This is a genomic window from Mesorhizobium loti CJ3sym (assembly GCF_000472785.1).
GTDB lineage: Bacteria > Pseudomonadota > Alphaproteobacteria > Rhizobiales > Rhizobiaceae > Mesorhizobium > Mesorhizobium loti_E.
In genome coordinates this window covers 269860-289229 of record NZ_AXAL01000002.1, presented here as the reverse complement: position 1 = coordinate 289229, position 19370 = coordinate 269860, and the positions used below count along the sequence as shown (strand labels likewise).

The 19370-nt window shown below is 63.6% G+C and carries 15 protein-coding genes; 1 reads left to right on the top strand and 14 read right to left on the bottom strand.

The features are described from left to right. Window positions 1-50: 50 nt before the first annotated feature. Window positions 51-809 (top strand): SDR family NAD(P)-dependent oxidoreductase, encoded by a 759-nt coding sequence (locus A3A9_RS0105955; protein ID WP_027057955.1) that lies wholly within the window; start codon window positions 51-53, stop codon window positions 807-809. 25 nt (window positions 810-834) lie between these two features. Here A3A9_RS0105955 and A3A9_RS0105950 read toward each other — a convergent pair whose 3' ends face one another. The 14 genes from A3A9_RS0105950 to murD all read right to left on the bottom strand — a co-directional run bounded on the left by A3A9_RS0105950 (window position 835) and on the right by murD (window position 19362). Next, window positions 835-1527 carry a DUF2461 domain-containing protein gene (locus A3A9_RS0105950; RefSeq protein ID WP_027057954.1) on the bottom strand — a complete coding sequence of 231 codons (693 nt, stop codon included), beginning with the start codon at window positions 1525-1527 and terminating at the stop codon, window positions 835-837. Next, window positions 1527-3731, bottom strand: a complete 2205-nt coding sequence (ligA, locus tag A3A9_RS0105945) for an NAD-dependent DNA ligase LigA (protein WP_027057953.1) — start codon at window positions 3729-3731, stop codon at window positions 1527-1529. Before ligA ends, A3A9_RS0105950 begins: the two co-directional genes overlap by 1 nt. A 133-nt stretch (window positions 3732-3864) precedes the next feature. After that, window positions 3865-5538, bottom strand: coding sequence for a DNA repair protein RecN (gene recN, locus A3A9_RS0105940; RefSeq protein WP_027057952.1), 1674 nt, complete (start codon window positions 5536-5538; stop codon window positions 3865-3867). A gap of 217 nt (window positions 5539-5755) precedes the next feature. Further along, on the bottom strand, window positions 5756-6628 hold the full coding sequence (locus tag A3A9_RS0105935; protein WP_027057951.1) for an outer membrane protein assembly factor BamD: 873 nt from the start codon (window positions 6626-6628) through the stop codon (window positions 5756-5758). A 251-nt stretch (window positions 6629-6879) separates the two neighbouring features. Next, window positions 6880-7830, bottom strand: coding sequence for a UDP-3-O-acyl-N-acetylglucosamine deacetylase (gene lpxC, locus A3A9_RS0105930; RefSeq protein WP_027057950.1), 951 nt, complete (start codon window positions 7828-7830; stop codon window positions 6880-6882). A 278-nt stretch (window positions 7831-8108) separates the two neighbouring features. After that, a complete protein-coding gene (ftsZ, locus tag A3A9_RS0105925; protein WP_027057949.1) occupies window positions 8109-9794 on the bottom strand; it encodes a cell division protein FtsZ in 1686 nt (561 codons plus the stop codon). A gap of 66 nt (window positions 9795-9860) precedes the next feature. Continuing rightward, the gene (gene ftsA / locus A3A9_RS0105920; protein ID WP_027057948.1) at window positions 9861-11168 is read right to left on the bottom strand and encodes a cell division protein FtsA; all 1308 of its coding nucleotides are present in this window, start codon (window positions 11166-11168) and stop codon (window positions 9861-9863) included. Next, window positions 11165-12106, bottom strand: coding sequence for a cell division protein FtsQ/DivIB (locus tag A3A9_RS0105915; RefSeq protein ID WP_027057947.1), 942 nt, complete (start codon window positions 12104-12106; stop codon window positions 11165-11167). Before A3A9_RS0105915 ends, ftsA begins: the two co-directional genes overlap by 4 nt. After that, on the bottom strand, window positions 12094-13020 hold the full coding sequence (locus tag A3A9_RS0105910; protein WP_027057946.1) for a D-alanine--D-alanine ligase: 927 nt from the start codon (window positions 13018-13020) through the stop codon (window positions 12094-12096). The genes A3A9_RS0105915 and A3A9_RS0105910 overlap by 13 nt, the downstream gene beginning before the upstream one ends. A 302-nt stretch (window positions 13021-13322) precedes the next feature. Next, on the bottom strand, window positions 13323-14288 hold the full coding sequence (gene murB, locus A3A9_RS0105905; protein ID WP_027057945.1) for a UDP-N-acetylmuramate dehydrogenase: 966 nt from the start codon (window positions 14286-14288) through the stop codon (window positions 13323-13325). Next, window positions 14285-15685, bottom strand: a complete 1401-nt coding sequence (murC, locus tag A3A9_RS0105900; RefSeq protein ID WP_027057944.1) for a UDP-N-acetylmuramate--L-alanine ligase — start codon at window positions 15683-15685, stop codon at window positions 14285-14287. Before murC ends, murB begins: the two co-directional genes overlap by 4 nt. After that, entirely contained in the window at window positions 15682-16809 is a 1128-nt protein-coding gene (murG, locus tag A3A9_RS0105895; protein WP_027057943.1) for an undecaprenyldiphospho-muramoylpentapeptide beta-N-acetylglucosaminyltransferase, read from the bottom strand. The genes murC and murG overlap by 4 nt, the downstream gene beginning before the upstream one ends. A 1-nt stretch (window position 16810) precedes the next feature. Beyond that, window positions 16811-17962, bottom strand: a complete 1152-nt coding sequence (gene ftsW / locus A3A9_RS0105890; protein WP_027057942.1) for a putative lipid II flippase FtsW — start codon at window positions 17960-17962, stop codon at window positions 16811-16813. Beyond that, window positions 17962-19362, bottom strand: coding sequence for a UDP-N-acetylmuramoyl-L-alanine--D-glutamate ligase (gene murD / locus A3A9_RS0105885; RefSeq protein ID WP_027057941.1), 1401 nt, complete (start codon window positions 19360-19362; stop codon window positions 17962-17964). The genes ftsW and murD overlap by 1 nt, the downstream gene beginning before the upstream one ends. Between the last annotated feature and the right edge of the window lie 8 nt (window positions 19363-19370).

Here is a 19370-nt window from a genome sequence, read left to right as displayed (position 1 = left end):
AAATCAACGAAACTGATGTCTTGGGGCACGAAAGCACAGAGAGGTTGCAGATGATCGTTTACGATTTCACCGGCAGGCACGCGGTCGTCGCCGGCGCGGGCGGCGGCATGGGCGAAGCAATCGCGCTCGCGCTGCTCGAAGCCGGCGCGTCGGTTACCGCTATCGACGTCAAGGCGGTTCCGGCTTCGCTCTCAAAATTCGGAGACAGGCTCACCTTTGCACAGGGCGATCTCACCGACGCTGCCTTTGTCGAGCAGGTCGTGAGCACGGCGGGCCGCGAACGCGGCGGCATCGATTATCTCGCCAATGTCGCCGGCGTGCTCTGGTTCGGCCGCGACAGATCGGCACTGGAAATGGACCTTGATGTCTGGGACCAGGTCTTCAACATCAATCTGAAATCCTTCGTGCACACGGCGCGCTCCGTCGTTCCCGTCATGCGCGCGGGCGGACGCGGCGGGGCCATGGTGCATTTCTCGACGATCCAGTGGTACCGGGGTGATCCGAAACCGCAGGACGCCTACCAGGCATCCAAGGCCGGCGTCTGCGCGCTTTCAAAGTCGCTGGCGATGCAGCTTGCGAGCGAGGGCATCCGTTCGAATGCGATCTGTCCGGGCATGGCGCTTACCCCCTTGCAGGCCCGCTGGGACACCGAGGAGAAGCGCGCCGCCGTCGCCGACTACACGCCACTCGGCCGCATCGGCACGCCGCAGGACATGGCCAACGCCGCGCTCTTCCTGCTCTCCGACGCAGCAAGCTACATCACCGGGATTGAACTGGCCGTCGATGGTGGTCTTCTGATGCGGATGTAGCCGTCATACCCAACGGACCGGAAAACTAACTGCCCGGCACCTTGCCCTCGATCGCCCTGCCCCAATCGAGCAGCGGCTTGGCGCGCAAGGTGAAATCGACGAGTTCCTCGACCAGCGCCGCGTCATGGATGCCAGCCGGATCGATGACGTGGCGAACGACAAAATGCCGGTTGCGGATGGCAGCGACAAGGTCCTCGTCCGTGACATGCTCGAAGCCGCGCGGCGTGCGTTTCATGGCGTCTTCGGCATCGAGCTCGAGGCCGTTCTTCCTCAACGCCTTCACCATGGCGCGGAACCTGGCGGGCCACGTCTCGATGGCCCGCCGCATCGCCAGCAGCAGTGCTGCTTCCGGCTGCCACCAGGCGACGCCGGCAAAGCATCCCTCAAGCCCGATATGAATGTAGAACACGCCCTGCACGGCCTTGCTGCCATCGGGCGACAGGATAGCCGAGACATGCCTGTTATAGGGCCGCTTGTCCTTGGCGAAGCGCACATCGCGATTGATGCGGAACAGCGACTTCCTGCGGTCACCGCGCAGGCCGAGCCCCGCTTCCGCAAAACGCTGTGTCAGCGTGTCAACGAGATCGCCCAAGGGATCGCGTAATTCCTGTTCGAACAGATCGCGATTCTCCAAAAACCACTCCCGGCTCTGGTGGAAATCCAGCGCCTTCAGGAATGGAAGGGCTTTTTGGCCGAAGCCAGTGAACGCGCCGTCCATCACGCCTTGCCGACCCGCTGCAGCCAGGTGTCCTCGTCAATGACTTCGACGCCGAGTTCGCTGGCGAGCTTGAGCTTGGAGCCGGCACCTGGCCCGGCGACGAGCAGGTCGGTCTTGGCCGAAACCGAACCGGCCACCTTGGCGCCGAGACGCTCGGCCATCGCCTTGGCTTCGGAACGTGTCATCTTTTCCAGCGAACCAGTGAAGACGATGGTCTTGCCGGCGACATCGCTGTCGGCAGAGACGGTGACGATATACGGCTTCGGTTTGACCTCTCCGAGCAGCTTGTCGAGCACGTCGTCATTGCGTTCATTGCCGAAGAAATCGCGCAGCGCATCGATCACCGTGTCGCCAATGCCGTTGACCGACGGAAAGACGGTGTGCGGATCTTCCGCTGCCGCTGTCTCCTTGCCGACACGGATCAGCTCCTCGATGGTCGAGAAGGTCTTGGCAAGCACCGCAGCCGTCGTCTCGCCGATATGGCGGATGCCGAGCGCGAAGATGAACCGATCAAGTTCCGGCTCACGGCGCGAATCGATCGCCGAAAACAGCTTGTCGAGGCCTTCATAGTTGCGGTCCTCGACGCTGCGCACATTCTTGCGCGTCTTGCCCGATGCCGCCTCGCGCTGCCTGGCCTGCTCCTCGCGCCGCTCGGCAAGTGCCTTGGTGACGGCGGGACGACGGTCCCTGAGCGTAAAAATATCGGCGGCTGTGTTGATCAGTCCGGCATTGAAGAAGGTGTCGATGTTTTCCGCGCCCAGGCCCTCGATATCCAACGCGCCGCGCGAAACGAAATGGCGCAATCTTTCCACGGCCTGCGCGGCACAGATCAGCTCGCCGGTGCAGCGCCGGCGGGAATCTTCCTTGCCGGTCTTTTCGTTGATCTCGCGCGTCGCCGGCGAGCCGCAGACCGGACAAATGTGCGGGAATTCGTAAGGGACGGCACTGGCCGGACGCTTGTCGATGACGACGCTGACGATCTGCGGAATGACATCGCCAGCCCGCTGGATCACCACCGTATCGCCGATGCGCACATCGATGCCGTCACGGATCGGCAGGCCGTTGCTGTCAAAACCCTTGATGTAGTCTTCATTGTGCAGCGTGACATTCTCGACCACCACCCCGCCGACGGTGACAGGCGCCAGCCGCGCGACCGGCGCCAGCGTGCCGGTGCGGCCGACCTGGATGTCGATCTTCTCGACCGTCGTCATTGCCTGCTCGGCCGGGAATTTATGCGCGACCGCCCAGCGCGGTTCGCCGGTGACGAAACCCCAGCGGCGCTGCAGCTCCAACTGGTCGACCTTGTAGACGACGCCGTCTATGTCATAGCCGAGCGAGGAGCGCTGCTCCTCGATCAGATGGTAGTGCGCGACCAGTTCCTCGACTGACTTCGCCCGCACCATCAAGGGGCTGATCTTGAACCCCCAATCGGCAAATTTTTGCACGGATTCATACTGGGTCGGCGCTGGATCCGATGTCGTGAAGCCCCAGGCATAGGCGAAGAATTTGAGGTTGCGGCTGGCGGTGACGGAGGCGTCCTTCTGGCGCAACGACCCCGCCGCCGTGTTGCGCGGATTGACGTAATCCTGGCCGCCGGCCGCGGCCGAGCGCTGCTTCAGCGCCTCGAACTCGGCATAGGTCATATAGACCTCGCCGCGGATCTCGATGGTCTCGGGCCAGCCCGAGCCTTTCAGCTTCGCGGGAATATCGGCAATCGTCCTGAGATTGGCGGTGATATCCTCGCCCACAGTGCCGTCGCCGCGCGTCGCGCCCTGCACGAACACGCCCTTCTCGTAACGCAGCGAAGCCGACAGCCCGTCGATCTTCGGTTCGGCCGTGAAGGCGATGTCGAGGTCCTTGTCGCGGTCGAAGAACCGCTTGCCGCGCTCGATGAAGTCGGTGACATCCTCGTCGGTATAGGCCTTGGCGAGGCTGAGCATCGGCACGGCATGGCGCACTTTGGCAAAACCTTCCGCCGGCGCGGCACCCACCCTGCGCGACGGCGAATCCTCGCGCACCAGGCCGGGAAAGCGCTCCTCTATGGCGAGGTTGCGGCGCCGCAGCGCGTCATATTCGGCGTCGGTGATCGTGGGCGCGTCCTCGGCATGATAGCGCACATCATGGCCGGCAATCTCTTCGGCCAGCCGCTTCAACTCGGCTTCGGCTTCGCTTTCGCTGAGCGCATCGACTGGTTTTTCGGCCATGCTTTTTGTCCCCGAACGGTGGCGCGTCACAATAGATCAGGATTCTCCCGCAAGGGAGAGCGGCCTTGGGAAAATCATTCCCGAACAGCAACATGGAGCCATATCCTGACTCGATCGATGACACAGGCTGTTCTTATGCCGCGTTTGTATTTTCGCGCAACAAACGCTCGGCGGCCGCGCGCGCCTCGTCGGTGATGGTGGCGCCGGCCAGCATGCGGGCGATCTCTTCCTGCCTAGCCGTCCTGTCCATCTCGGCAATGCCGGTCGCCACACGGTCGGTACCGCCCGATTTGGAGATCAGGAAATGCGTCGCCGCGCGCGCCGCCACTTGCGGCGCATGGGTAACCGAGAGCACCTGCACGCGCTTCGACAGCCGCGCCAGCCTTTGGCCGATGGCGTCCGCCACGGCGCCACCCACACCGGTGTCGATTTCGTCGAAGACCAGCGTCGGCGCCGAGCCGCGGTCAGCCAGCGCCACCTTCAGCGCCAGCAGGAAGCGCGACAGCTCACCGCCGGATGCAACCTTCATCATCGGTCCGGGCCGTGTGCCGGGGTTGGTGCGCACCCAGAACTCGATCTGGTCGATGCCCTCTTCCATGCGGTTTTCGGCCTCGCTCTTCATCTCGACGATGAAGGCGGCGCGTTCGAGCTTCAGCGCCGGCAGTTCGGCCATGACTGCCTTGGTCAGGCCGGCCGCCGCCGCATGGCGAAGCGAGGACAGCTGCACGGCGCCGCTATCATAGGCCTCGCGCGCGGCGATGGCCTGCTTTTCCAGCCCATGCAGGCGCCCCTCGCCGGCATCGAGATCGGCGAGATCGGCAACCATCGTGTCGCGCAGTTGCGCCAGATCATCGACGGCGACACTATGCTTGCGTGACGCAGCGCGCAGCGAAAACAGCCGCTCTTCGGCTTTCTCCAGCCGCTGCGGATCATATTCGGTGGCGCGAAGTGCTGCCTCGACGCCCGACTGTGCCGCGTCGAGCGACAGCATCGCTTCGTCAAGCGACTTGACCACGTCCTCGAGCAGGCCCGGCGCCTCCGTCGCCTTGCGCTGCAGGCGCCTCAGCAAGCTGGCCAGTTGCGGCAAGGGTGATGACGGGCCGGACAGCACATCCTGCGCATCATGGATTTCGGAAGCGATCTTTTCGGCGCGCATCATGTGGGCGCGCAGTTCGGCCAGTTCCGTTTCCTCGCCGGGCTGGGGATCGAGTTTGGTCAGTTCGGTGACCGCGGCGCGCAGATAATCGGCCTCGCGCGCGGCCGCTGCCACCTTGGCGCGGTGGCGCGTCAGCTCCTGCTCGCAGGCGCGCCAGTGCCGCCATGCTTCGCCCGTCGAGCGGACGGCGCCGAGATGGCCCCCAAAAGCATCGAGCACGTCGCGGTGAGCACCGGGATCGACCAAAGCGCGCTCATCATGCTGGCCATGAATCTCGACCAGCGCGTGACCGACATCGCGCATCAGGGTGACGCTGGATGGCTGGTCGTTGACGAACACGCGGGTGCGGCCATCCGCGGTCTGCACGCGGCGCAGGATGATGTCGCCGTCATCCTCGATGGCGTTTTCAGCGAGCAGCGCGCGCACCGGATGATTGCGCGGCACATCGAACACGGCAATCACCTGGCCCTGTGCCGCGCCATGGCGTACCAGCGAAGCGTCGCCGCGCGCGCCTAGCGCCAGCGACAGGGCATCGAGCAGGATGGATTTGCCGGCGCCGGTTTCGCCGGTCAGCACGGAAAGGCCCGGCTGGAAGTCGATATCCAGCTTCTCGATCAGGACGATATCGCGGATCGACAGTCTGGAAAGCATCAGAACCCGGACCTCAAGCAATTCCAGGAAAAGTGCGTAACGGTTTTCCCCCGGGAATTGCGTAGAACAAAGAGATAGGACGGTTCAGCGCTTCAATCAAACCACTGAACCGCCGTAGAGCGGCACGCGACCGATCGGAGTCGCAGCGCCGCACTATCTTTTTGTTTCAGCATCGGATCAATCCGAAAAAGCGCGCCATGCGCGCTTCAGCCCGACATCAGGCGCCGGTGATCAGCTTGCCGGCCTTGGATATCCACGAACCGGCATTCTCGCGCGGCGCCAGCCCGTTGCTTTGCAGCAGCTTGTAGGAATCCTTGTACCATGGGCTGTCGGGATAGTTGGTGCCAAGCACGGCCGCGGCCGTCTGCGCCTCCGAGGTCAGCCCCAGCGCGTAATAACTTTCGGTGAGGCGGGCCAGTGCTTCCTCGACATGGCGGGTGTTGGAATAATCCTCCACCACGGTGCGGAAGCGCTTGACGGCGGCAATGTACTCGCGACGCTCCAGATAATAGCGGCCGATCTGCATTTCCTTGCCGGCGAGCTGGTCGTTGGCGAAGCGGATCTTCTCCTTGGCGTCGTCGACATATTCCGACGTCGGCCAGCGCGTAACCAGTTCCTGCATCGTCTGCACGGTCTGGCGTGCTTCCTTCTGATCCTGCGTCACGTCCTTGATCTGCTTGTAGTAGCTCAGGCCGATAATGTACTGGGCATAGGGCGCGTCGTCCGTCGACGGATAAAGCGCCAGATAGCGCTTGGCCGCCGAGATCGCATCGTCGTAGCTGCCCTTCCGGTAGTCGGTGAATGCGCCCATCACCATCGATTTACGCGCCCATTCCGAATAGGGGTGCTGGCGGTCAACGGCATCGAACTTCTTGCTCGCTTCGTCGAGGCGCCCGGCGTTCAGATTGGCCAGGCCCTGATTGTAGAGCACGTCGCCCGGCTCCGTCTGGTCGACATACTTCGACAGGTCGATGTCTTTCTCCGGCGACGACATGCAAGCAGAAAGGAAGAGCGAAGGAACAACCAACGACAGCGCCAGGAGAACGGACCGCTGGGGCGCCTTCGATTGACCGACTCGCTTGAAAAACATGATTGGATTGCGCCCTTTCGGCGTTATTTTAATGCCTCTTGCATGCTGTTGTCCCAAAACTGGTCCCCACTTTTGAGCGACATGCACTAATCGACGGCAGCAGCCATAAACCAAAACCGCCTTGCCCGGCAACGCTATCTCCGGGCAATCGCACATTTTTGTGGCGGTGAAGCGGCGCTGGAATATGGCTGTGATTTCGTCGGAAGATGGTGCATTCCTGCCACACCCGCCATCCCAAAAACGTTACGGACTCAGATCATCCAGGGCGCGTAGAGCGGCGCATTGACGGCGCTCATCTCTGCTGCGCGGCCACGCTCGCGGCGTGTCGTCTCGACGATCTCGAAAGCCGTGCGGTCCGACAGCAGGCGCCGCAGCGCCGCGGCATTCAGCCTGTGACCGCCGCGATAGGAGCGGAAACAGCCGATGAAGCGGGCTCCGGCCAGCGCCAGGTCGCCCATGGCGTCGAGTGTCTTGTGGCGCACAAACTCATTGGGATAGCGCAAGCCGCCGATGTTGATGACGCGGTTGTCGTCGCCGATCACCAGCGAGTTCTCGAGCGACGATCCCAGCGCATAGCCGGCGGCCCACAGACGCTCGACATCCTTCATGAAGCCGAAGGTGCGGGCCCGCGCGATGTCGCGGCGGAAAATGTCGGCATTGAGATCGGAGGCAAACAGCTGACGTCCGATCGCCGGGCTTTCGAAGTCGATCTCGACCTCGAAACGGGTGCCGTCATAGGGTCTGAACTCCGCCCAGGACGCACCGTTCTCGATGCGAACCGGCTTGACGACCCTGATGTAGCGCCGCTTGATCGGCAATTTCTCGATGCCCGCCTGGTCGATGGCTTCCACGAAGGCCATGGCGCTGCCGTCGAGGATGGGAACCTCGTGGCCGTCGATCTCGATGAGGACATTGTCGATGCCGAGCCCGAACAGCGCCGCCATGATGTGCTCGACGGTGGCGATGTGCTCGCCCGACGGATCGCCAAGCATGGTGCACAGGTCAGTGGCGCCGATTTCGGAAAACAGAGCGCGGAACTCGCGGCCCTGCCCGTCTCCACTGACAAGCTGGAACACGATGCCGGTATCGGCATCCGCGGGCAGGAAACTGATAGAGACTTCTTTGCCACTGTGGACGCCGGTGCCCGTAAGCGACGCGCGCGCCTTCACTGTCGTCTGGTAGTCGTGCAAGACAAACCCCATAAGCCCGAATGCCTAAGTCCGCTTCTCCAGCCCGAGGGCGCGGCTCTCGTTAAATCGGCAGGCAGGGTCACTTCCCCGAAATCCCGGCAGACCGACTATGGTAGGCAGCGAAGATAATGTCCCGGCAGGGAGACTCCAAATCACGGTTTCTTACTCTTTGTAACCGCGAACTGGAACAGGTACGGCATCATAACCATTTGATTTTGCATCATTTAAAACGTTAACAGGCAAGCAATTCCTTGCCTGCCTGTTAACAATTGTTACGGCCCGTTAACGGCTCAGTTGGCCTGGCGGCGCAGGAACGCCGGAATCTCCAGCTGATCGTCGTCCTGAGTCGCCCTGGTCTGCGGCGTCAGGCGGCCCTGGTCATCCAGCTGGCCGCGGCGCGGTGCATAAAGCTGTGCGTCCTGGCTGGCGAGACGGCGCACTTCGGGTGCCGCCTGGCGCAGCTTGGGTTCACGCGGCTGCGCAGGCTGGAGCCGTGCCGGCTCTTCCTCGCGACGGGTCAGGCCGTTGGTCAGACGCTTCAGCAGGCCCATCGGACCGCTGTTCTCGTGGTCATGCGGACGGCTCTTGGCATCCACCTCGGCCTTTACGACCGGCGGAAAGTCCTCGACACGCGGCATGCGCTGCGGTGCCATAGCCACCGGCTGCTGGACCTCACGCAAGATTTCGCGCGGCTGCGGGGCCGGCTGCATCATCTGCTGGACGACCGGCTGCTGCATTGGCTGCGGCTGTGCTGGCGGCGCCTGGAAGATCTTGCTCTGCGGACGGAAATCGTCCGCATGCGCGACCGGAGCCGGACGAACCTGCGCCATGGCGGCGGCATTGGCTTCAGCAAGCTGGATGGCCTCGGCGACCGGATCGATGGCACGCGGCTCATACACGGCCTGCTGGACCGGCGCCTGCCGGCTTTCCACCGGGGCAACGGCCGGACGGGTGGCCTGCTTGGGCGGAGCCGTACGGATCGAGATCGGCGCGGACGCGATTTCAGCCGCTGTCTTGTCGATGCCTGTGGCAACCACGGAGACGCGGATAACGCCTTCGAGTTCTTCGTCGAACGTAGCACCCAGGATGATGTTGGCGTCCTGGTCGACTTCCTCGCGGATGCGGGTCGCCGCCTCGTCGACTTCGAACAGGGTCAGGTCGCGACCGCCGGTGATCGAGATCAGCAGGCCTTTGGCGCCCTTCATCGAGGTCTCGTCGAGCAGCGGGTTGGCGATAGCAGCCTCGGCAGCGGCCATCGCGCGGCCCTCGCCCGAAGCCTCGCCGGTGCCCATCATCGCCTTGCCCATCTCGCGCATCACCGAACGCACGTCGGCGAAGTCGAGGTTGATCAGGCCTTCCTTGACCATCAGGTCGGTGATGCAGGCGACACCGGAATAGAGCACCTGGTCGGCCATGGCGAAGGCATCGGCGAAGGTGGTCTTGTCATTGGCCAGCCGGAACAGGTTCTGGTTGGGGATGACGATCAGCGTGTCGACGCATTTCTGTAGCTCCTCGATGCCCATGTCGGCCGTCTTCATGCGGCGCTGGCCTTCGAAGTGGAACGGCTTGGTGACGACGCCCACGGTGAGGATGCCCTTCTCGCGGGCTGCGCGGGCAACCACCGGAGCAGCACCCGTACCGGTGCCGCCGCCCATGCCGGCGGTGACGAAGCACATATGGGTGTTGGTGAGATGGTCGAGGATCTCATCGATGCATTCTTCAGCGGCCGCACGGCCGACTTCCGGCTGCGATCCGGCACCGAGCCCCTCGGTGACATGCGCGCCAAGCTGGATCAGCCGACCGGCCTTCGACATGGTCAGCGCCTGCGCGTCGGTGTTGGCCACGACGAACTCGACACCGCGCAGACCAGCGGTGATCATGTTGTTCACGGCATTGCCGCCGCCGCCGCCGACACCGAACACGGTGATGCGCGGCTTAAGCTCGGTGATGTCCGGCTTCTGCAGATTGATGGTCATTGTCTCCGTCCTTTGCCTTTCACGCCGCTTCGCCGCCGCGGCCGCCTATGGGGCTGTCCCCGTCAATTAGAAACTGTCTCTCAACCACTGACTCATGCGATGCAGTTTTCCACCCGTTCCGGTCATCCTGAGACCGGAAATGCCTTTCGCCGGATGGCTTTCGAAATTCGCCATCTGCGGATAGATCAAAAGTCCGACGGCGGCCGAGAAAGCCGGTCCCTTCGCCGCTTCGGGCAGGCCCGCCACGCCGAGCGGACGGCCGATGCGCACATTGCGCCCCAGGATGCGGCGCGCCGCCTCCGGCAGGCCGGCCAGCTGGCTGGCACCACCGGTCAGCACCACACGCTTGCCGACAGCATTGCCGTAGCCGGACTTGTTCAGCCGATCGCGCAGCAGTTCGAGCGTCTCGTCGATGCGGGCGCGCACGATGCGCGTCATCACCGAACGCGGAATTTGCAACGGCACGTCGCCGTCGTCGCCAATCGGCTGGATCGAGACCAGGTCGCGATCGTCGGCGCTGCCCGGCAGCGCCGAACCATGCATGACCTTGAGCCGCTCAGCAGCGTCGAGCGAGGTCGAAAGCCCCTTGGCCATGTCAAGCGTGACATGGTTGCCGCCAATGGCGATGGCGTCGCCATGGACGAACTTGCCTTCCGAAAACACCGAAATCGTCGTCGTGCCGCCGCCCATGTCGATGCAGGCAGCGCCCATTTCCAATTCGTCGTCGACCAGGGCCGCCAGCCCGCTGGCATAGGGCGTCGCCACCATGCGCTCGACCGACAGATGCGAGCGATTGATGGAAAGCTCCAGATTGCGCATCGGCGCCGCGTCGCCCGTCAGCACATGCATGTCGACGCCAAGCGCATCGCCAACCATGCCGCGCGGATCACGAACGCCGCGCTCGGCATCCAGCGAGAAGCCCACGGGCAGCGAATGGATCACCTCGCGCTCGGCCTTCAACGCCTGCTTGGCGCCGGCGCCGAGCACGCGCTTGATATCGGCCGCGTCGGCCTCATGGCCGCCGAGATTGATGGTCGCCGAGAAGCTTTCGCTCTTCAGCCGGCCGGCGGTCATGTTGACGATGAGCGAATCGACCGTCAGCCCCGCCATGCGCTCGGCGGCGTCGACCGACAGCCGGATGGCATGTTCGGCGCGGTCGAGATCGACGACCACGCCCGACTTCACGCCCTGCGACTTCTGATGGCCGATGCCGATCACCTGGATGCGGTGCGAACGGCCGCGCAGAAGCTTGCCGTCATCGTTCGGCTTCAGCTTCGCCACCATGCAGCAAACCTTGTTCGAGCCAACGTCCAGCACCGTCAAGGTGCCGGACCGGCGCGACGCGGCATCGCCAGAACCGCCAAGCCAGCTCATATCTTCGTCTCCGGCTTGCGCTTGAGGGTCTTCGGTTTCTCGTTGAGGGCGGCCTCGCGCTGCGTCGCCGCCTCGGGCGTCAGTTCCACGACCAGCCGGTCTGTCAGGCGCATGTCGACAGCGACGATATCGCGCGACAGCAGCCCCTTGTCCTTGTCCATCTTGACGAGTTCGGCCAGCGCCTGGTCCTCGTCGTCCTCGGGCAGCTTGACGGTGATGCCGTTGTCCAGCTTCAGGTCCCAGCGCCGATCGCCAACGCGGATATAGCCTTTGACCCGGCTCGCGAGATCAGGATATTTTTCGATCTTGGCTAGGAAGTCCGGCGCCTTGGCCGGCGCGCCGTCGCCGATCAGCAGCGGCAAGAGCACCTGCTTGCCACCCGAGAACGGCGCGATGACGGCGCCATTCTTCTCGATGACCGAGAGATCATTGCCCTGCTGCCAGAGCGCGAAGGCGTCACGCTCCTCGACGCGCACTTCCAGCGTGTGCGGATAGACCTTGCGCACCGCCGCCACCTCGATCCACGGCAGGCCGGAGATGCGCTCGCGCGCGGCCTCGGCGTCGAAGCCGATCAGCGACGTCCAACCGTCGAGCTCGAGCCTGTCGAGAATGTCGATCTCGGAGGTCTGCCGGTTGCCGACCACCTTGACCTGATCAACGGCAAAACCTGTGCGGGCGGTGATGCTCTGGACGATGCCGTCGGCATGACCACCGAGATAGGCACCATAGGCGCCGCTCGAAGCAAGCAGCACCGCCGACATGATCGCAGCGGAGAAGCGCGGCGCCTCGAAGTCGCCATCGCCCAGGCGCGCCAGGATGCGCACCGGGCGGCGAAGCACGCGCGGCAGCACGAAATGGTCAAACGACAATGACAGGCCGAACAGCGACGGCACGGCCGCGCCCTTCCCCTTGCCTTGTCCCCATTTCAACGCAGACACGAAGCGTCCTCCACCATCCAACTCAACAATTCACCAAACGAATGCCCGGAATGGGCAGCGATTTCAGGCACCAGAGACGTCGGCGTCATACCCGGTTGGGTATTGACCTCGAGCCATACAACCTCGCCATTTTCGGAGTGACGATCGTCATAACGGAAGTCCGACCGGGAAACGCCCCGACAGCCGACAGCTTGATGAGCCTTGAGCGCCAGTGTCTGTATTTTTTGGTAAATATTTGATGAAACTTTTGCGGGGCATTCGTGTTTTGATCCGCCCGCGACATATTTTGAATCGTAATCGTAGAAGGAATGGCCCGTCGGGATGATCTCGCAGACGCCCAGCGCCACATCGCCCATGACAGCGCAGGTCAATTCGCGCCCATGGATGTAGCGCTCGACCATGACGGTATCGCCATATTTCCACTCGGACGACCCGACGACCTGGGGCGGATGCGACTGCCCCTCCGAGACGATGACGACACCAAAGCTCGACCCCTCATTGACCGGCTTGATCACATAAGGCGGCTTCATCGGGTGCTTGTTCTGGATGGCGAAGCGATTGGTCACTTTTGATTCGGCAACGGGAACACCGACCGATTTGACGATCTTCTTCGCCTGTTCCTTGTTCATGGCAAGCGCCGAGGCGAGCACGCCGGAATGGGTATAGGGGACGCCGAGATATTCGAGGATGCCCTGGATGGTGCCGTCCTCGCCGAAAGGGCCATGCAGCGCATTGAAGGCGACATCCGGCTTGAGTGCGGCAAGCACGGAGCCGACGTCGCGACCGACATCGACTCGGGTGACCTCGTAGCCTTCCTGCTCAAGCGCATCGGCACAAGCCTTTCCGGAAGACAAGGACACGGGCCGCTCGGACGAGAAACCACCCAGCAGGACGGCCACATGCTTGCTTTTCATTCCCCGTCATCCCCTCTCACGGCAGACCAAAAACCAAGATTTTCCGCAACATTGAGTCCGAGTCTCCCGGCAGGTTGCCCCCCAGACGGAAAACGCGGGTAACGCGTCGAACGACTCAAATCAGGAAACGCTTTAGGGCAGAGAATCAGAGAGTTGATTCACTGGCAAGTGCTTATGATTCCGAGAGATTCACTTTGTGAGAAAATGGCTGCGAAAACCGCTCGGCTGAGTCTTTGGAGCAACGGTTTCGCGCGTTTTGCGAGCGCGTTGAAGTTCATGCGTTACATGAACTTCATCAGACGCTACAGCAACTGGCCGAGAAACTCCTGGACGGCATGGCCGGGCCGGAAATTGCCGATGCGCTTGATCTCCCAGTGCAGCCGGATGCCGGAATGTTCGAGCACGCGGGCGCGCACCGTCTCGCCGAGATATTCGAGGTCGTAACCGGTCGCCGTTCCGGTGTTGATCATGAAGTTGCAATGCATCGGCGACATCTGCGCACCGCCGATCATCAGGCCACGGCAGCCCGCCTTGTCGATCTCCTTCCAGGCCGACGTGCCTTCCGGATTCTTGAAAGTCGAACCGCCGGTCTTCTCGCGGATCGGCTGCACGGTCTCGCGGTGGTTCTGCACCGCATCCATCGCCGCCTTGATCGTGGCCTTGTCCTCGGCAAAGCCTTCGAACACGGCGGAGGTAAAGATCAGTCCGGCTGGTGCGGCCGAATAACGATAGGCATAGCCCATCTCGGCATTGCTCAACGTGTGGACATTGCCCTGGCGGTCGAGTGCACGCACCTCGACGACGCGCTCGCGCGTCTCGACGCCATTGGCGCCGGCGTTCATCCTGAGCGCACCACCGATGGCGCCAGGAATGCCGTGGTAGAAATGGAAGCCGCCAATGCCGGCTTCCAGCGCCAGAGCCGCGACACGCTTGTCGGGCGTCGCGGCACCCGCCTTGATCCTGATCGGCGAAACGACTTCAGCCTCGCCAAAGCCCTTGGCCGAAAGCCGGATAACAAAACCCGGAATACCGCCGTCGCGGACCAGAAGGTTCGAACCGACGCCGACGATCGTCAGCGGGATCTCTTCGGGCACCGCACGCAGGAAGGCGGCGAGGTCCTCCTCGTCCGCCGGCTGGAACAGGGCTTCAGCCAGGCCACCGGCACGGAACCAGGTGATCTTGTCCATCTCGGCATTCGGCGTGAGACGGCCGCGCAAGCCGGCCAGCCGGTCGCCGAGTTTGTCGATCAGGGCCTGGCCGTGCATCATGAGGCGGCAAGCTCGTTGGGCAGAGCATAGGCCCATTGGGTGATGTTGCCGGCGCCGAGGAAGACGACGAAATCGCCGGGCTTGGCCAGATCGCGAATGATCGGTGCAATTGCCACGGGGCCTTCGATGTAGCGCGCATCGCGATGGCCGCCGGCGCGGATGCGCGACACCAGTTCGTCTGAGGTGACACCGTCGATCGGGTCTTCGCCGGCAGCGTACACCGGCGCCACCATCACCGTGTCGGCGTCGTTGAAGCAGGCGGAGAACTCGTTGAACAGATCATGGAGCCGGGTGAAACGGTGCGGCTGGGCAATGGCGATCACGCGGCCCTTGGTGGCACTGCGCGCCGCCTTCAGCACCGCCGAGATCTCGACCGGATGGTGGCCATAATCATCGAACACATCGACGCCGTTCCACGAACCTGTGTGGGTGAAGCGGCGCTTGACGCCAGCGAAGGACGACAGGCCCTTCTTGATCGCTTCGGCGGACAGGCCGAGCTCATGCGCGACCGCGATCGCGGCGGTAGCGTTGGAGACATTGTGGCGGCCAGGCATCGGCAGACGCAGGTCCGATATCGTTTTCTGGATGCCGGTCTTACGGTCGCGGATCACCACGTCGAATTCGGATGTCGCACCCGCCATGCGGTGGTTGGTGAAGCGCACATCGGCCTGCGCGTTCTCGCCATAGGTGATGACACGGCGGTCCTCGATGCGGCTGACCAGCGCCTGCACTTCCGGATGATCGGTGCACATCACGCCGAAGCCATAGAACGGCACGTTCTCGACGAACTGGCGGAATGCCTCGCGCACCTTGTCGAAGCTGCCATAATGGTCGAGATGCTCGGGATCGATGTTGGTGACCACGGCGATCTCGGCCGGCAGCTTCAGGAAGGTGCCGTCGCTCTCGTCGGCTTCGACCACCATCCATTCGCCGTCGCCCATGCGGGCATTGGTGCCGTAGGCATTGATGATGCCGCCATTGATGACGGTCGGATCGAGCCCGCCGGCGTCGAGCAGCGTCGCCACCATCGAGGTCGTCGTCGTCTTGCCATGCGTGCCGCCGATCGCCACAGCCTGGCGGAAACGCATCAGCTCAGCCAGCATCTCTGCGCGCCGCACGATCGGCAGCAGCTTCTCGCGCGCGGCCTTCAGCTCCGGGTTGGATTTCTTGATCGCCGTCGAGACGACCACGACCTCGGCAGCGCCGAGATTTTCAGCCTTGTGGCCAACGAAGCATTCGATGCCCTTTTCGCGCAGCCGCTGCACATTTGCGCTGTCGGCCTGGTCGGAGCCTTGCACCTTGTAGCCGAGATTGTGCAGCACCTCGGCAATGCCGCTCATGCCGATGCCGCCAATGCCGATGAAATGCACGAGGCCGATGGTCTGCGGCATCTTCATGCTTGCGTCCCCTTCCTGAAATCCGAAACGGTTTTTTTGGACGCAATAGCCTCTGTGAGATCGGCGAGCAACCGTGCCGCGTCCGGCCTGCCGGCCGATTTTGCGCCCGCCGCCATTGCTGCCAGCCGCTCGGGATTGTCCATCAGCCCGCCAATGAGGCCAGCGATGCTCTCCGGCGACAGCGAGGATTGCGGATGCACTTCGCCGCCGCCGGCTGCGGCAAGGGCTGCCGCGTTCGCCGCCTGGTCGTGGTCGAGCGCATAGGGATAGGGCACCAGCAGCGCCGGCCGACCGATGACGGCGATCTCCGAGACCGTCGAGGCGCCGGAGCGCGAGATCACCAGATGTGCCGCAGCGATTCGCGCCGCCATGTCGGTGAAGAAAGGCGAGACCTCGACGGCGACGCCAAGGGCGGCATAGGCCGCCTTCACCCGCGCCACGTCATCCGCGCGCGCTTGTTGGGTAATGACCAGCCGCTTGCGTTGCGCATCAGAAAGCAGCGCTATGGCGCCCGGCACGGCATCGGAAAAGAATTGGGCGCCCTGGCTGCCGCCGAACACCAGCAGGCGGAACGGATCTTCTCCACTCGATGCTGCATAGGGCGTCTTGGCCGCTTCCAGCACCGCAGGCCGAACTGGATTGCCTGTCGTTACCGTCTTTTCACCGGTGGCACTCGTATCCTGCGGCAGGAAGCCGCCGGCAATGGCATCGACACGGCCGGCCAGCGCCCGGTTGGCGCGCCCCATCACCGCGTTCTGCTCATGGATCAGCGTCGGCACCTTGCGCCGCGTCGCCGCGTAGAGCGGCGGCAAGGTCGGATAGCCGCCGAAGCCGACCACCGCATCCGGCTTGATCCGGCCAATGATGGCGGAGGCCTGGCGCACGCCGCGCCAGATCTTCCAGAAGGCGCCAAGCACGGCAATTGGATTTTTCGAGCCCATCGTCGCCGACTGGATCGGATGGATGGCGGCAGCCGGAAAGTGACCGGCAAACCGCTCGGCGCGGTCGTCGGTGGCCAGATGCACCGCCCAGCCGCGCTCGATCAGCTCATGCGCCAGCGCCTCGGCCGGAAACAGATGTCCGCCGGTTCCGCCCGCCGCGAGAAGGATGACACCCCTCGCCATGTCACTCCGCCGGCATGGCGCGCTGCGGCAGCGTGAAGCCCATCTGCTTGCGCTTTTCCGGCCGCTTGCGCGTCAGCGCCAGCACCATGCCCATCGAGATGGCAATGGCGATCTGCGAGGAGCCGCCATAGGAGATAAAGGGCAGCGTCATGCCCTTGGCCGGCACCAGTTGCAGGTTGACGCACATATTGATGACGGCCTGCAGGCCGAACACGGTGACGAGGCCGCCAACCGCATAGCGGGTGAAATCGTCATGCTCCTTCAGCGCCGAATTGAGGCCGCGCAGCACGATGAAGGCGAAGATCGACATGATGAAGAAGCACATGATCAGCCCGAACTCCTCGCCCGCGACCGAGAACACGAAGTCGGCATGGCTGTCCGGGATGACCCGCTTGACCGTGCCCTCGCCCGGCCCGACGCCGAACCAGCCGCCATTGATCAGCGCGTCGCGCCCCATGTCGACCTGGAACGTGTCGCCTTCGCCGGTGAGGAACTTGTCAATGCGCAAGGCCACGTGCGGGAACACCGTATAGGCGGCGAAGACACCGCCGACGCCGGCGGCGCCCAGCACGATGATCCACAGCCAGGGCAGCCCCGCCATGAAGAACATGATGCCCCAGGTGCCGGTCGTCAGCATGGTCTGGCCGAGGTCCGGCTGCGCCACCAGCAGCGACACGACCAGCACCAGGAGCAGCATGGCGAACAGATTGCCCGGAATATCGGGCTGGCGCTTGTGCTCGGCAAACAGCCAGGCACACATGATGACAAAGGCCGGCTTCAGGAATTCCGAAGGCTGGATCGACAGGCCGGCAAGCGATACCCAGCGCCGCGCACCCTTCACCTCGACGCCGATGTAGAGCACCGCCACCATCAGCACCAGCATCAGGCACAGCATGATCAGCGACATGCGCCGGATCTGCCTGGAATCGAGGAAGGACACGGCCAGCATGACGCCGAGCGCCGGCACGGTGAAGATGATCTGCCTGGTGGCGAAGTGGAAACTGTCGAGGCCGATGCGCTCGGCCACCGCCGGGCTGGCGGCGAAGGACAAGATGATGCCGAGCCCCATCAGCGACAGGAACGCCGCCAGGAACCAGCGATCGATCGTCCACCACCAGGTTGCAACCGGACTTTTGTCGAGACGGCTCTGCATTATCGTGCCCCTCCGATGGGTTTCACACCCTCGATAGCATTCGCAGCTTGCCTGAAGGCTTCGCCGCGAACTTCGAAATTCTTGAACTGGTCGAAACTGGCGCAGGCCGGCGACAGCAGCACCACCACCTCGCCGCTATCGTCCTTGGCCGCGTCATGCGCCGCATGCTCGACCGCAGCGGCCAGCGTGCCCGAGATCTCGTAAGGCACCGCCTCGCCCAGCGTCGCCGAAAAGGCGGGCGCCGCCTCGCCGATCAGATAGGCCTTGGCGATGCGCGGGAAGAAGCCGCGCAGCGGCTCGATGCCGCCTTCCTTGGGCAAGCCACCGGCGATCCAGTAGATGCGGTTGAAGCTCGACAGCGCGGGTGCCGCCGCATCGGCATTGGTCGCCTTCGAATCGTTGACGAACAGCACATGGTCCTTGCGGCCGACCTGCTCCATGCGATGCGCGAGGCCGGGGAAGCTTTCCAGCCCCGACTGGATCTCGCCGAGGTCGAGCCCGACCCTCAGGCAGGCCGTGACCGCGGCAAGCGCGTTCTGTGCATTGTGCTGGCCGCGCAGCGAGCCGATGCCTTCAAGGAAGGCGACCCGGCTGTAGCGGCCGTGCACGGCTTCCATCAGATTGCTGCCATCGGCGAAATAGCCGTCGGTCAGCGGCAGCCGTTTGGAAACGCGGATGACCTGCCGCCCTGCCCGCTCCAGCCGCTCGGCGATCTGCGCGCACCAGGAATCGTCGATGCCGATGATCGCCGTCTCGCTGCCCGCGACCAGCCGCTCCTTGATCGAGGCGTAGTGCTGCATGGTGCCGTGGCGGTCGAGATGGTCGGGCGTCAGGTTGAGCAGGATGCCGGCCGTTGGGTTGATCGAGGGCGCAAGGTCGATCTGGTAGGACGAGCATTCGACGACATAATGGCGATCGGGCTTCGGCGGATCGAGCGTCATCACCGCGCGGCCGATATTGCCGCCCATCTGGGTGTCGCGGCCGGCCGATTTGAGGATATGCGCCGTCAGCGCCGTGGTCGTCGACTTGCCGTTGGTGCCGGTTATCCCGATGAAGGGAGCTGTCGGCGCGCTGAGCGTCCGTTCGCGGCAGAACAGTTCGATGTCGCCAATCACCTCGACGCCGGCGCCACGCGCCAGTTCCACCGTCCAGTGCGGCTTGGGATGCGTCAGCGGCACGCCGGGCGACAGCACGAAGGCCGAGAATTTTGCCCAGTCGGCGCCGCGCAGATCGGCGGTGGCGATGCCGGTGGCGGCCGCCTTGGCGACGCTGTCGGGATTATCGTCCCAGGCCAGCACCTCAGCCCCACCCTCGATCAATGCCCGCGCAGTCGCGATCCCCGAGCCACCGAGCCCGAAGAGCGAAACGTGCTTGCCTGCGAAGGATGCGGCGGGAATCAAGGAGGTTT